This window comes from Microcoleus sp. K5-D4 (assembly GCF_036704575.1).
In the GTDB taxonomy this organism is placed as follows: Bacteria; Cyanobacteriota; Cyanobacteriia; order Cyanobacteriales; family Microcoleaceae; genus Microcoleus.
The window spans coordinates 24,419-38,571 of the sequence record NZ_JAUBSD010000072.1; the positions used below are offsets into that span (position 1 = coordinate 24,419).

Annotated in this window: 16 protein-coding genes; 10 read left to right on the top strand and 6 right to left on the bottom strand. The window is 43.6% G+C overall.

Annotated features, from left to right (window positions below):
- Positions 1-328 precede the first annotated feature (328 nt).
- From QUA77_RS20625 to QUA77_RS20635, 3 genes are all read right to left on the bottom strand, one after another.
- Positions 329-676, bottom strand: coding sequence for a DUF1036 domain-containing protein (locus QUA77_RS20625; RefSeq protein ID WP_333037567.1), 348 nt, complete (start codon positions 674-676; stop codon positions 329-331).
- Positions 677-717: 41 nt separating this feature from the next.
- The gene (locus QUA77_RS20630) at positions 718-1,098 is read right to left on the bottom strand and encodes a hypothetical protein (protein ID WP_333037565.1); all 381 of its coding nucleotides are present in this window, start codon (positions 1,096-1,098) and stop codon (positions 718-720) included.
- Between the two features lie 113 nt (positions 1,099-1,211).
- Positions 1,212-1,943, bottom strand: a complete 732-nt coding sequence (locus QUA77_RS20635; RefSeq protein ID WP_333452176.1) for a helix-turn-helix transcriptional regulator — start codon at positions 1,941-1,943, stop codon at positions 1,212-1,214.
- Positions 1,944-2,354: 411 nt separating this feature from the next.
- On the opposite strand from QUA77_RS20635, the gene QUA77_RS20640 reads away from it, so the two are divergent.
- Positions 2,355-3,677, top strand: a complete 1,323-nt coding sequence (locus QUA77_RS20640) for a 3-isopropylmalate dehydratase large subunit (RefSeq protein WP_333083104.1) — start codon at positions 2,355-2,357, stop codon at positions 3,675-3,677.
- A gap of 213 nt (positions 3,678-3,890) precedes the next feature.
- Here QUA77_RS20640 and QUA77_RS20645 read toward each other — a convergent pair whose 3' ends face one another.
- Both QUA77_RS20645 and QUA77_RS20650 read right to left on the bottom strand, forming a co-directional pair.
- Positions 3,891-4,289, bottom strand: coding sequence for a transcriptional regulator (locus QUA77_RS20645; RefSeq protein WP_333037540.1), 399 nt, complete (start codon positions 4,287-4,289; stop codon positions 3,891-3,893).
- A complete protein-coding gene (locus tag QUA77_RS20650; RefSeq protein ID WP_333452178.1) occupies positions 4,273-4,572 on the bottom strand; it encodes a type II toxin-antitoxin system HigB family toxin in 300 nt (99 codons plus the stop codon). Before QUA77_RS20650 ends, QUA77_RS20645 begins: the two co-directional genes overlap by 17 nt.
- 546 nt (positions 4,573-5,118) lie before the next feature.
- Here QUA77_RS20650 and QUA77_RS20655 point away from each other — a divergent pair.
- The 3 genes from QUA77_RS20655 to QUA77_RS20665 all read left to right on the top strand — a co-directional run bounded on the left by QUA77_RS20655 (position 5,119) and on the right by QUA77_RS20665 (position 7,541).
- Positions 5,119-5,880 carry a DNA-binding protein gene (locus QUA77_RS20655; protein ID WP_333037536.1) on the top strand — a complete coding sequence of 254 codons (762 nt, stop codon included), beginning with the start codon at positions 5,119-5,121 and terminating at the stop codon, positions 5,878-5,880.
- A 345-nt stretch (positions 5,881-6,225) separates the two neighbouring features.
- Positions 6,226-6,924 carry an aquaporin Z gene (gene aqpZ / locus QUA77_RS20660; RefSeq protein WP_333452181.1) on the top strand — a complete coding sequence of 233 codons (699 nt, stop codon included), beginning with the start codon at positions 6,226-6,228 and terminating at the stop codon, positions 6,922-6,924.
- Positions 6,925-7,052: 128 nt separating this feature from the next.
- Positions 7,053-7,541 carry a gluconokinase gene (locus tag QUA77_RS20665; RefSeq protein ID WP_333037532.1) on the top strand — a complete coding sequence of 163 codons (489 nt, stop codon included), beginning with the start codon at positions 7,053-7,055 and terminating at the stop codon, positions 7,539-7,541.
- Positions 7,542-7,865: 324 nt separating this feature from the next.
- Here QUA77_RS20665 and QUA77_RS20670 read toward each other — a convergent pair whose 3' ends face one another.
- Positions 7,866-8,843 carry a carbohydrate kinase gene (locus QUA77_RS20670; protein ID WP_333452183.1) on the bottom strand — a complete coding sequence of 326 codons (978 nt, stop codon included), beginning with the start codon at positions 8,841-8,843 and terminating at the stop codon, positions 7,866-7,868.
- A 443-nt stretch (positions 8,844-9,286) separates the two neighbouring features.
- Here QUA77_RS20670 and QUA77_RS20675 point away from each other — a divergent pair, with 443 nt between their 5' ends.
- The 6 genes from QUA77_RS20675 (at position 9,287) to QUA77_RS20700 (ending at position 14,133) form a co-directional block, all read left to right on the top strand.
- Entirely contained in the window at positions 9,287-9,562 is a 276-nt protein-coding gene (locus tag QUA77_RS20675) for a photosynthetic electron transport-dependent transcriptional regulator PedR (protein ID WP_006633901.1), read from the top strand.
- Between the two features lie 34 nt (positions 9,563-9,596).
- Positions 9,597-9,878 carry a hypothetical protein gene (locus tag QUA77_RS20680; RefSeq protein ID WP_333037663.1) on the top strand — a complete coding sequence of 94 codons (282 nt, stop codon included), beginning with the start codon at positions 9,597-9,599 and terminating at the stop codon, positions 9,876-9,878.
- Between the two features lie 130 nt (positions 9,879-10,008).
- Positions 10,009-11,286, top strand: a complete 1,278-nt coding sequence (hisS, locus tag QUA77_RS20685; protein WP_333452185.1) for a histidine--tRNA ligase — start codon at positions 10,009-10,011, stop codon at positions 11,284-11,286.
- Positions 11,287-11,559: 273 nt separating this feature from the next.
- Positions 11,560-12,309, top strand: a complete 750-nt coding sequence (locus QUA77_RS20690) for a Uma2 family endonuclease (RefSeq protein ID WP_333452187.1) — start codon at positions 11,560-11,562, stop codon at positions 12,307-12,309.
- 96 nt (positions 12,310-12,405) lie between these two features.
- Positions 12,406-13,506 (top strand): DNA cytosine methyltransferase, encoded by a 1,101-nt coding sequence (locus QUA77_RS20695; protein ID WP_333452189.1) that lies wholly within the window; start codon positions 12,406-12,408, stop codon positions 13,504-13,506.
- Between the two features lie 141 nt (positions 13,507-13,647).
- Positions 13,648-14,133: a hypothetical protein gene (locus tag QUA77_RS20700; RefSeq protein ID WP_333452191.1), complete on the top strand. Its 486-nt coding sequence runs from the start codon at positions 13,648-13,650 to the stop codon at positions 14,131-14,133.
- Positions 14,134-14,153 lie beyond the last annotated feature (20 nt).

Below are 14,153 nucleotides of genomic sequence, written 5' to 3' on the forward strand. Positions count from 1 at the left end.
GGTCGTGAGTGTTATTTAAGCTGAGTTTCAAAACTGCATAACAGCTTTTGATCTAATACTCCTCAAAATAAACTTGGAGAGCAATACGACGATCCGCGTATAGGATTATGAAGATATTGCAACAAAATTCCATAGGAATAACCGCAACTTTTATCAAGAGATGTTGCTTTTTTTCTGTTATAAAAAGTAAAAAAAATCCCATAAATGGGAGTCCGTGCAATAATATTAAGTAAATTAGAGTTAATAGTCGATTAATTCCGCTCCTATGTAGATTAAGTTGTCAAGTTAAATTTAGAATAAAAATTTAACTTGACAACTCCACTCAGATTTATGCTGTCAAATTCAGCGTGAAATTGTCATAACTGTTAATATCAAGCAACCGGAAGCCTACATTAGTTGCTTGGGTGCTGCTTGTCCACTCACACCAGTCAAATGCTTGTGGAGGGACAGGCCTCACGTAAGGCCCTGCCCAATTTGCTCCGTTATCAGCCTCAGCATAGTAACAGTAGTAGCGATTCAGGCTACGCAAACTCCCCCCATATACCACTTTGCATTCGCCAGGATTGAGCCGCCACCAACCTTTTTTTGCCCAATTTCCACCATCTGGACAGTTGGGGCGATAGTACATAATAGCTACCCAAACACCAGATGTATATTTGTTGCAAATTGTGAGCATATTCCACCTCTTACAATGAGTAATTGCCAATGAATACGGTTCTATGTCCCTGTTTTGTAACGGGTAAATTCAGGTAAAACTTCTTTGTTTTCCACAGAGGACATTGATGATGCACGTAGTGTGTGAAGGAATGTTTGATTTTCGATGCCCGGTTTAGCATCAGATTGACCTTCGCGAGCTTCCGAATCTTGTTTTATTGCACTGACATCCACAAAATCGACTGTTGCATCTTCTTGGCTTTTTTGAGGTAAAACTTCTTTGTTTTCCACAGAGAACATCGATGATGCGCGTAGCGTGTGAAGCAAGGTTTCATTTTCGATGCCCGGTTTAGCATCAGATTGACCTTCGCTAGCTGCCGAATTCTGTTTCTGAACACCGATATCGACAAAATCGACCGTTGCATCTACATTATTGGTTTCCATTTTTACCTCCGTAGTGGATTTTTGTTTGGCACAGTTTACAGACTCCGTATAGCGTTTGATCTCATAGTCCTCAAAATAAACTTGGAGATCAATACGACGATCCGCGTATAGGATTATGAAGATATTGCAACAAATTCCCCGTTGAACAACCCCAACTTTTCCAGAGCAACCATCACAGCAGCCGTCCGGGTTTGTACGCTTAGTTTCCCGTAAAGATGCTCCAGATGTTTTCGCACTGTTCCTTCACTGCAACCGAGCACTTTAGCGATTCCTGCATTGCTTTTATCTTTGGCAATCCAGAATAAAACCTCCGCCTCGCGTTTGGTGAGTCCTAGCGATTCCAGGGTAGAAATAGAGAATGATTGCAGTTCTTCTTCCTCCAACAGCAAGAGATATTGCTGGTTGATTGGATCTGGAATCAGACGGACGATCAACTGTCTTCCTGCTTGCTGAATGTACAATGGTAAACAGCTAGATGGAATATCGCCGTTGAATGTGAGTCGCGATATCTGTTCCTTGAACCAATGTTGTAAGAGTTCTGGCAATGAGTGCGGGGCGCGGGATAAAAAATACTGGTTCAACAGTTGTTCGGCGCGTTGAGTCATGAATTGCACCTGCCCTGCAATCTCCACAACTATGGCTCCTACCCGATCCAAGATTTGCTTGACTAATACCTTAATGAAATTATCTGACTCTTTGTTAGTGCGATCGCCTAAAACTTCGAGAGTATAATGTTGGTAGCAATTTTCGTAACTTTTGACCTCAGCGTTTGCTGCTGGGAATTTATCAATACCTTCTGATGTCAAAATAACTGCGCGCTGACGCTTTTGTGTCTGTGAATTCATGGGAAGTATCTCCATTGGCATACAGGGTGAGAATGACGAAACCAGATACCCTTGCGGTGGGGGTATCTAGCTCATTTCACTGTTGTTAAGGTATACAAGTGTAGAAATGCACTCTGAGATTTTTTGACAGTCCCTGATTTAAATTGCTTTTCTTAAGTAATCACTAACAATAACAGTCACTAGCTGTTAGTTACCAGTCGCATAATCGAGTGACTTGCATAAATTTTATTTTTGTGTTAGTCGAAGTAGAGGCTATTGTAGAGATTAGTGGCGAAAAAGAAAGTGAAAGTCAACCGATTTGAGATTTGAGATTGAAGAAAAGGTTTAGTTGATAAATTACCTGTCAACATCAGGCGATGTTTCGCTTACAATTACACTATGTAGCATCTAACAAAAAAGAGCGATCGCACTATGGGAATGACTCTGACCGAAAAAATATTAGCCAAAGCATCAGGGCGCACTAAAGTCGAGCCCGGAGAAAATATCTGGGTAGAAACAGATGTGTTGATGACCCACGATGTCTGCGGACCCGGCACCATCGGCGTTTTCAAACGCGAATTCGGTGAGAATGCTAAAGTCTGGAACCCAGACAAAATCGTCCTCATTCCCGACCACTACATTTTCACCAACGACGAACGCGCTAACCGCAACGTCGATATTCTCCGCGATTTTGCCCAAGAACAAGGGATAAAATACTTTTACGACATCACGGATCGATCGGACTTCAAAGCAAATCCCGACTACAAAGGAGTTTGCCACATCGCCCTAGCACAAGAAGGTCACACCAGACCGGGCGAAGTGCTCTTCGGCACCGATTCCCACACCTGCAATGCCGGCGCTTTCGGACAATTCGCCACCGGTATCGGCAATACAGACGCGGCTTTTATCATGGGAACCGGCAAACTGTTAATCAAAGTTCCCGCAACCATGCGCTTTGTGTTCAACGGTGAACTGCCGGATTATTTGTTAGCAAAAGACCTAATTTTGCAGATTATTGGTGATATTAGCGTGGCTGGTGCTAACTACCGGACGATGGAATTTGCCGGCGATACAGTTGAGCGTTTGACGATGGAAGAACGGATGACGCTGTGCAATATGGTAATCGAAGCTGGCGGTAAAAACGGCACGGTTGCGCCGGACAAAACTACGTTTGATTACGTTACTTCTCGGACTGACAAACCCTTCGATTCATTTTACAGCGATGGGGATGCTAAATTTTATAGCGATCGCACCTACGATGTCACCCAATTAGAACCAGTCGTCGCCAAACCGCACTCTCCCGACAACCGCGACTTAGCCCGCAACTGCCGCGATGTCAAGATCGATCGAGTTTACATCGGTTCCTGCACCGGCGGCAAAACCTCCGACTTTCTGAATGCCGCCCGCATTCTGAAAGGAAATCAAGTCAAAGTTCCGACTTATTTAGTACCAGCAACTCAGAAAGTTTACGAAGATTTGTTTGTCACAAAATACGACGGTCAAACGCTTTCGGAAATCTTCTTAGCTGCCGGTTGCATCGAACCCGCCGCGCCTTCTTGCGCCGCTTGTTTGGGTGGTCCCAAAGATACTTTCGGGCGGATGAATGAACCTGAAATTTGCGTGTCTACAACTAACCGCAATTTCCCCGGCCGGATGGGGAATAAAGAAGCGCAAGTTTATCTAGCTTCGCCTTATACGGCGGCGGCTTCTGCGCTGACTGGGTATGTCACAGATCCGCGCGAATTCCTGTGTTAGAGAGTTGCTTTTACCAGTTGTAGGGTGCGTCAGACTTTCACTCTAGAATTAATCGACGGTTTCGGATATGACGCACCTTATATTATGTTCGATCGATTAGTCTCGATCGGGGCGGGGCGGGTTTATTGTATTGTCGATTCTAGGCGATTATTGTCGCCCAAGCCGCCCCTACAAGACATGGAATTAGATTGTAACCAATCGATTCATCTTAAATTAAATGAACAAGCTAGGTGAGATTTGAAAATAATCGCCGAGTGCCTTAGCTTGTGCTTTGCTAATGGATCGCTTGCCGTTCACAACTTCAGATACTACGCCGCTAGATCCAATGATACCTACCAAGTCTGCTTGGCGGGTGTCGCTGGATTCCATGATATGTTGCAAAATCTCATGAGGTTCGGATGTGTCTATGGGATAGTTTGCTGTCTCGTAAACTTCTATCAAAGTGACTAACAACTTGTATAAAACTTTCTCCTCTGGAGTGAGGTTTTTAGTAAATGTTAGCCTTTCTGCAACTGCCAGGAGGCGATCGTATTCTTCTTCAGTTTCGATCGCCTTGGGAGCAATTTCTGCCAGCAAGTTGCTGTAAGTCGTTCGGTCAAAAGTAAGGGTCATTTTTCCATTTTTCTTTGTCGTATTCAGAGTGGCTTAGGAAATATTTGTAGAAAACAGTTTGGTTCTCATAGTTAATCCCAACAATCAGGCGATAGTCGTTGCCTTTGATATTAAAGACGGTAAAGTTTCCTACTGCTTCGGCATCCCGATAAATTTTGCGAACATCCTCCAAATTCTGCCATGCCGCTTTGTTGACAGTTTCTTTCCAAATCTCAATTTTATTTTTGACATCCGGGTATTTAGCAGCATCATCATGGAGGTTGCGGATCGAAATTAGGTGCATTTGTTTTTAGCTTTTTGGTGTTTTTGTATTGCATCTCTTTCGCTTCCCTAACGTGGCTTATTCCATCACTTTATACAGGACTTACTCACAGATTTTATCTATAGCAATCCTTGCAAGAGTCATCAACTTTTTACCCCACCCCAACCCTCAGACCGGGTTCGGGGAGGGAGTAAGAAATTCACAAATGATGCGAGGATTGCTATATAGAGCGATCGCTGTCCACCAGAACTCTACAGGTGATGTCAAAGTTCAGTTATGCAGCGTTATACCAAATCCGGGTTAGGCATCCCCTTTATTGTCATTGCGAGGGAAGCAAATCAATCGCAGAGACGCAAGCGATTGCTTCGCTTCCCTCGCAATGACGGAATATTTATAACAGGGGTGGTAAACTCGGATTTGGTATAAGTCCTGCTGGTATACTTATACTCTCATTTTGAGAGGAAAGTGTCAAGGGTCGATCGGGTAAACATTTTTTAAGCCACGTAGGTGAGTTGTGTTTGTGCAGTACGCACTGTGCACCCTACTTGAATTGACAGGAGATTTACTTTGAAAACACTATTTTTGGCTTGGCAAAGCCCGGACAGCGGTTCTTGGTTTCCGATTGGTCGATTGACATTTAACGGTAAAGAATACCAGTTCAATTATACAAATGGTGTTTTAGAGGCGAAACTTAAGTGCGGGTTTCTGCCTTTGCCATCTTTCCCGGATTTCAATAATGTTTACACTTCACAGAAACTGTTTGCGTTGTTTTCTAATCGAGTGATGGCGCGATCGCGCCCTGACTACCCTGAATTTGTACAATGGTTGAATATCCCTGAACACGAATATGACCCAATTGCTTTATTGGCGCGCAGCGGAGGCAAACGGGCAACTGATAAATTTGAGGTGTTCCCTTGTCCCGAACCAGATGAAAATGGACGTTACTTTATCCATTTTTTTGCAGATGGACTGCGATACCTTTCAAAGTCGGCAATTGAACGGATTAATCGGCTTCAAGTGGGCGAACTTTTGTATTTAGCCCACGAATTTCAAAATTCGCGCGCTTCCCGTTTGCTTTTGTGTACTAAAGATCACTGGATTGTCGGCTATTGTCAGCGCTATCTTGTGGATGATATTTTTGAAATTATTTCGCAGCATCCAGAATTGGTTTGCGTAGAAGTCGATCGCGTCAATCAACCCCCAACGCCGCTACAGTTCCGCTTGCTGTGTAAGATGACTGCCGATTGCCAGCAAGGCTTTCGCCCCTTCAAAAGCCCGATGTACCAGCCGATTAGCAGTGATATTTTAGCTGCAAGTGCGATCGGATAATCAGCAACAATAAGTAAAATTACAATTGCATAATTAGGGAAGAACTCAAGTTAATTATTGTGAATTGAATACAGATTGAATACAGAAAATTGCACCATTTAGACGAATAATTAGCTAAGTGTTGACATTTTTTACATAATAGAGTATGTTTGAGCTAATTTATCGATTCCCAATTTCGCATTCTCAGTTAAGCTCATACAATTTATCAAAATTAGAGCTATATGTTGCTAATGATTTTGATTAGTATTGTTGCGCTTAGTGAAACAAATTCGATTTCTAATTTTTATAAATAGAACTCGTATGGGTGTGAAATTGACCGATTAGAAACTTGAGATAATTGTGAGTATGAACAAAAAAATAAAGATTGGGGTTGCTGAAGCTTTTGGTACTTTTGTGTTGGTATTAGGTGGATGTGGCAGTGCGGTTTTAGCTGGAGACAAAATCGGCTTTTTGGGAGTTTCGATCGCTTTTGGTCTATCCCTCTTAATCATGGTTTATACGATCGGCCCTATCTCTGGATGCCATATTAATCCGGCGGTAAGCATCGGTTTAGTAGTTGCCAAACTGATCGATGCTGTTTTGCTTCCTTATTATATAGGCGGTCAGATTGTAGGGGGAATTTTAGGCGGTCTTGTTTTGTATATGATAGCATCAGGAAAACCAGGCTTTGATGCGGCGGCTTCTGGATTTGCATCTAACGGTTTTGCAGAACATTCTCCCACTGGTTACGGACTTTTGGCAGCAGCTTTGACGGAAATTGTACTGACTGCTTTTCTGTTATTTACAATCATGGGTACTACCCATCCCAAATATCCCGTCGGTTTGGGCGGAATTCCGATCGGCTTAATGCTGGTGTTGATTCACTTAATCGGAATTCCCGTAACCAATACTTCAGTTAACCCAGCTAGAAGTATCGGTGTCGCACTTTTTCAAGGCGGATGGGCAATCCAACAGTTATGGGCGTTTATTGTATTCCCAGTGATCGGTGGAGTTATCGGCGTTTTGGCTTATAATCTCATTAAACCCACTATGGAAGAAATTTGATCTAGAACCAAAAATAAACCGGGTTTATTGAATTTTTTAGGGTGGTAGAATTCATCCGGCAACTTAAGAAACCCGGTTTGTCGATCGCACAACTTGATAAAATTGCAAGTATTCGGTAAATAAGTGCCATGATTACGATCGTGATGGGAGTCTCAGGTTCTGGCAAAACTACTGTTGGTAAGTTGCTGGCGCAATCTCTCAACTGGGATTTCAGCGATGCTGACGATTTTCACCCATCAGCTAATATCGATAAAATGAGTCGGGGCATTCCTTTAGAAGATGCGGATCGCCTTCCTTGGCTATTACAATTGCAAGCCGCAATAGACAGGTGGCTGTTAGAAAATAAAAATGTGGTTTTGGCTTGTTCTGCTTTAAAAGCATCCTACCGCGAAATGCTCTACCGAGACCAAAAGCGAATGAAGATAGTTTATCTCAAATGTTCTTTTCAGCTATTAGCCACAAGGTTAAAAAATCGCGAAAATCACTACATGAAAGCAGACTTGCTGTTAAGTCAGTTAGACAGTCTCGAAGAACCTGAAGATGCAATTATCATAGATGCTTCGCAGCCGTTAGAGTTAATCTTGCGCCAAATTAGAATTCATCTGATGTGCGGTTAATTGCCCACAATAAAACCTGTGATACCAAATCTGGCTTCAATACCCCTTGATTTCTTAGTTTCTCTCAGCTAGAAGGAGAGTTTGTATAGCAATCCTCGCATCATTTGTGAATTTCTTAATCCCGAGCGAGCTGGTTCGGGGAGGGTTGCGCGGGGGTAAAAAATTTACGACTCCTGCAAGGATTGCTATAGAGTATGGATTTCAAACAGCCGGATTGAGGTTTTTTAAGGCGGATTTAGTATAAAAGTTATTTTTTTCTGATAAACCGAGTTTCTGAACCAAATTTAGCCCCCTCTCCGTTTCCATGCTGATAGGTTTGCGGCCTTAATTTTTGTACAAATATAAGAAAGCTTCTACTTCAGCCGCAGTAGGTTGAGATCTAATTGCGCCCGGTTTCATCGCTGTCATGGCACCTACCGCACTGGCATAAGTTACAATTGTTTGGGCTATTTTGGGATCGGCTAAATTCTTAATTCCCTGCTTGCACAACTGTCGCACAAAACCAGCCAGAAATGCGTCGCCTGCCCCTGTTGTATCCTCAACATCTACTGTAAATGCAGGAATTTTTCCTTCATTTTCCGAGATACAATAAGCGCAACCTTTTTCGCCCGCAGTCACCAAAACGCCTTCTACAGAATCGAGACGGTAGGTAATAGCTCCAGCATCGGTAGTGTCAAACAACCATTCGGCTTCTTCCTCAGATAACTTGACAAAATCAACTTTTTTTAAAATTTTTCTAATGCGCGCTTTTGCTTCGTCTGGATTTGGCCAAAACACGGGACGCCAATTGATGTCAAGTATAATTTTAACGTCATACTGTTCTGCTAGTTCGATCGCTCGGACGATCGCCTCTCGACTTTCAGGATAAGCTAATTCTAAAGTACCTAGCACTAAATATTCGGCATTTTCAAACAACACTTCGGGTAGTTGTGCAGCAAGGAGGCGGGTGTCTGCAAAATCCGCAGTATCAAATTCGCCAAAACCGGCAAAATTTCGATCGCCCGCTTCATTCCGCAAGACATAAACTTGCCGCGTCGGCGCACTTGGATGTCGCTGCACTCCAGCGATATCAACCCCTACTTCTTGCAATACCTGCACTAGGGAATTCCCCAATTCATCCCCACCTACAGCACCGATAAATCCCGCCGCCGTCCCCAATTTAACCAAAGCACAGGCAACATTAGCAGGAGCACCGCCGGGATATGCCGTCCAAGATTCTACCTCTTCGAGAGATACTCCTGGTTTGTCTGCTAAACAATCAAATAAAACTTCACCCAGACACAGAACGCGAGGATAAGTCATAGAAATTTTAGATTTTAGATTTGAGATTTTAGACCAGCAGTAGACAGGTCAATAATGATTTTTAACCCATCCCAGAAAAATTGCAAGCTATTTTTTTATGGCTGCTCCTATAATATCAGACTTACTGATATTGGCAGTTACTCCCTAAAGGCTGAAATATAGTGCGGTCTTATAAGTTAGTTGTTTTAGGCGCAAACATCTGCAGGTTGGGCCCGGATGTCAGATGCGCGTAGGTAAAGGCAGCATCTGCCACCCGACGCACAAGCAGTGGTGGCTGCGCGTCTTGCCGTGTGCGCGCTGGGTTTGCACTCCTGGCCATTCTACAAGCGAGTTTGTGCTTCGGGCCCGAAAGAGTAGCACAGCAAATTTAATTTTCTCTTCATACTCGATCCCTCATCCTTTAGAATTGTAGATAGGTAAATATGCAGACATAGGAAAAATTTATGAGTGGGATTGTCTCTGGGACCCCTGTCACCCTGTCGGACAGAGAATTGCAAGTGGTAGAGTTAGTAGCGGCCGGATTGACTAATGAGAAAATCGCCGAAAAGTTAGAGATTAGCAAGCGTACAGTTGACAACCACATTAGCAATATCTTGAACAAGACGCGCGCTGACAATCGAGTTACGCTTGTACGCTGGGCGTTGCAGTGGGGAAAGGTATGTTTGGACAATATTAACTGCTGTCCTCTACCGCGGCCGATCGATAAAGAAGTATCTTAAGTAGGGATTTTGGTTGGGGACAGGCAAAGAAATGATGCAAACGGCACAAGAAAAACAACTCCGCTATCAAATTCAATGCCCTGGATTGCCACTGGCGGTGTATCGCGAAGTGGCGATCCATTTGCGTCAAGTTGAAGGGGTGGAAACCGGTTTAATTCCGCAGCAGTCGCAGCGGTTTGATTACTACGAGAGCCAAGTTGGGGGTTTGTGGATACAGTATCCTGAAGGGTTCGATTTGGCAGGTCGCGAGCGGGTCGATCGCATTTTGGCTTATTATGGCGATCGTTACGGAGCGTGGGAATTATTAAGTCATTAGTTATTGGGAATTGTTAGTTGTTGACTGTTGACTGTTAACTCTTGACTAATAACTAATGACTCATGGCTAATGACTAATGACTAATTACTAATCACAACTGACTACTGCCAACTGACTACTGACTAACAAAATGAGTGCAATTAAAACTTTACCGGGAACGCGGGATATTTTGCCCGCTGAAATTCAATATTGGCAAAATATAGAAGAAGTCGCTAGAACAATTTTGAAAAAAGCGGCTTATCGAGAAATTCGGACGCCAATTTTTGAACAGACATCTTTATTTGAACGTGGCATCGGCGAAGCTACCGATGTCGTAGGCAAAGAAATGTACACTTTTAAGGATAAGGGTGATCGTTCGACTACTTTGCGCCCAGAAGGCACCGCCGGGGTAGTCCGAGCTTTTATTCAAAACAGTTTGTACGCAGCAGGAGACGTACAGCGTCTGTGGTATGCTGGGCCGATGTTTCGCTACGAACGCGCGCAAGAGGGAAGACAGCGGCAGTTCAATCAAATTGGCGTGGAAGTCTTGGGGAGTGCGAATCCTCGTGCGGATGTCGAAGTAATTGCCATCGCCTGCGATATCCTGCAAACCCTCGGTTTAAAAAATTTGCGCCTAGATATTAACTCTGTCGGAAACAAGGAAGACAGACAAAATTATCGGCAAGCATTAATAGATTATTTTACACCGTACAAATCCGAATTAGACGCCGATTCCCAAGACCGCTTGACTCGAAACCCGCTGCGGATTTTGGACAGCAAAAATCAGCGTACTCAAGAAATTGTAGCTGGTGCGCCGAGCATTTTAGAATATTTGGGCGAGGAATCGCGATCGCACTTCGAGCAAGTGCAGCAAATGCTCAGAAATTTAGGAATTAGCTATCAGTTAAATCCCAGATTAGTACGCGGTTTAGATTACTATACCTACACCGCATTTGAAATTATCTCAGACGATTTGGGAGCGCAAGCAACAGTTTGCGGAGGCGGCCGCTACGACGGTTTAGTAAAGGAATTGGGCGGCCCAGATACGGCGGCAGTCGGTTGGGCAATGGGTATCGAAAGGTTGATTATCCTGCTGCAAAAGTTGCAACCTTTGCCCGTGCCAAAGTTAGATTTTTATTTGGTATCCAGGGGCGAAAAAGCAGAACAGCAATCGGTATTGTTAGCTCAAAAATTGCGAAGTGCGGGGTTTAGTGTCGAGATAGATTTGAGCGGTAGTGCTTTCGGGAAACAGTTTAAAAGAGCCGATCGCAGCGGTGCGGTTGGGTGTTTAGTTTTGGGAGATGCGGAAGCTGAAAACGAGACGGTACAATTGAAGTGGTTGGCGAGTGGTGAACAAAGTGCGATCGCACAATCAGAACTGCTAGCAATGACCACCGAACTAAAGCAGAAGATCGTAGCTGCATATTAAGTCCGACAGGGAATGAATTCCCTGCCTCAAAGCGAAAGTCCTCGCTATGAGGACTAATTATTTTAACAGTCTTCTTCTCAGTCCTCTTAAGAGGACTTTCGCTATTAGCCAGGGGTTTCAACCCCTGGCGGACGGTCGGCTTAAGTCGTTACTAATTGGCTCTGCCCGGTAACGCATACCCAGAGGCTCTGCCTCGTCATTAAGCCATTAACATTAATCCCAAAAACCAAGAGATATAATTTAAGCATTAAAACATTTAACCTCTGATAAACTATGTCGGTAGGAACTAAAAACCTAGAAACAAAACTCACAATCACCTGGCCGCTACTACCAGAAGATTTTCAACTACCAGACGACCCCGTGGAAGACGAAAGCCAACCATTATTAGCCGCCGCTTTGCGCCAGCCGCTAACAGCATTTCCAGAATTAATGCAGGATGCCTTAATTGTTTCCAACTTTGCCTTGTGTGCAGGCCTAAGTTTCCCAGGTTCAAGCAGCGACGAACAGCGCATTATCTGCAAAGCACCCGATTGGATGTACGTGAAACCCGTCAATCCAAAAAATGTCTCTCAAGTACGCCGCAGTTACACGCCACACACAGAAGGAACCATCCCCCAAATCGTGATGGAATTTCTTTCAGAAACCTATGGAGAAGAATACTCCGTTGAATTTACCTCGCGGGTGGGAAAGTGGTATTTTTACGAGCAAGTAATCAAAGTCCCCAGATACGTCATATTCCGAGCAAAAACAGCTCATTTAGAAGTTTACGATTTAGAATCAGAGCACTACAACTTGCAAAAACCCGATGAAAATGGACGTTATTGGATACCGGGATTAAACTTGTTTTTAGGAGTTTGGGAAGGAACCCACGAAGGGAGAACAGGCTGTTGGTTGAGGTGGTGGAATGCAGAAGGCGAGTTGTTGCTGTGGTCGGAAGAACGGGCCGATCGCGAACGACTGCGCTCTGAAAAATTGGCCGAAAAACTGCGTCAAGCGGGGATCGAGTTAGATGACGAAGAGTGAAATATCAATTGATGAGTCGAGTTCGATCGGGTTTTGGTATGATGACACTCTTGTGGTGCGGGCATCCAGCCCGCCCTTGGCTAACTTTACACTCCTATGTTAATCGAACGTCTCCAGCCGATCGCTTGGACAAAAAAACCGCGACTCATCTCCTTATTTTCTGGTTGCGGCGGCATGGATTTGCCATTCCACCAAGCCGGATTTGAGGTAGTTTGGGCGATCGACTCCAATAAATACGCCTGCCAAACATTCAGCAGAAACATTGCTGATGTCATCATCAACGACAGCATAGAAAATATAGACATTGTACAAGTTCCCGAAGCTGAAATATGTATAGGAGGGTTCCCCTGTCAAGATTTCTCCCTAATTTGGAAACGTCCGGGACTTGAAGGAACCCGAGGTAATTTATATACATACTTTCTCGATTTTGTAAATAAAAAAAAGCCCAAAGCTTTTGTAGCAGAAAACGTCAAAGGCTTATTAAGTGCAAATAATTATCAAGCAATAAAACAAATAATCTCAGACTTTGAAAGTATCGCTCCGGGCTACTTGGTTAAACCTAAACTCTACAACTTTGCTGATTACGGAGTTCCGCAATTTCGCCAAAGAGTGTTATTAGTTGGCATTCGGATGGATACAGGATTTAACTTTGTACATCCTCAGCCAGAATACGGTCAAAATCGCAAAAATCCTTATCGAACTGCGGGCGAAGCACTCAAAAATGTAGAAGCAGTTCTTAACAATAACCAACATCATAAAATTCAAGCCCGCACCGTTGAAATTTTAAATCGAATTAAACCGGGAGGCAATTTCTCTGATATTCCCAAGGATAGTCCATACTATGTTAAAGGCATGATCAGTCACGTTTATCGGCGAATTCATCCAGATAGACCATCCTCGACAATCATTGCTGGTGGAGGTGGCGGGACTTGGGGTTATCATTATTTAGAACCGCGTTCTTTAACAAACCGTGAAAGGGCAAGATTGCAAACATTTCCCGATGATTTTGTTTTTGAAGGTTCTACTACTGAAGTGCGGCGGCAAATTGGCAATGCAGTGCCGCCGCAGGGAATCGCGGCTGTTGTTGAGTCTTTGATTCCGCTATTTAAGGGGGATTATCCGCAAGTGGATTTATATGAAATGAGTAAAAAGTTGCAGGGGATGTCTATTCAACAACGATTAAAATGGGCTGAATAAGAGGGGTACGAGCAGAGTTTTCCGTTAATTTAAAAGTGTGGTATAATCAAAATACCTGAGTCAGACGAAGCTTAAATCTTATATCTAAGTCAGGTTATATATTTTTATTTATCGGTGTGTGCAAAATGAATCATTACTCGCGTGAACAAAAACTTAAATACAGGAAATCCCTCTAGAAACACACCTCATTACGAGTATCCCGAAGGCATACCTGAGTGCCATGCGGACATCGTAGAGGAACTACAGACGAAAGTTCAAGATATTCGGTTGATCCATATCCAAAAAGGAGATTCAAATAAAAAAAATCGTTCTGGCAATGCTGCTGTTGTCAAGTTGGAGATCCCGACAGGCAAAGTCTATAACCTAGAAGCTACCAGCAAGCGAGATCCTCTGAATATTCCAGGTGAAGAGGATGGGCCAAAGCAGTTTTTTGTACCGAGGTTTGATAGAGCAAGAGGCTGTTTGAATGAGTGTGACGCTGAGTATAAGCTTTTTAATGCACTCGCACAAGACTTGGAAAGAGATGATGTTTCCTTGGATGTAGAAGGAATACTCTACCTCTACACTGAGACAATACTTCGGACAGTTTTTAAAGAGGGATACGATCGCAATAAAACAGAGAAGTGAAAAAGTGAGTGAAATCTGAG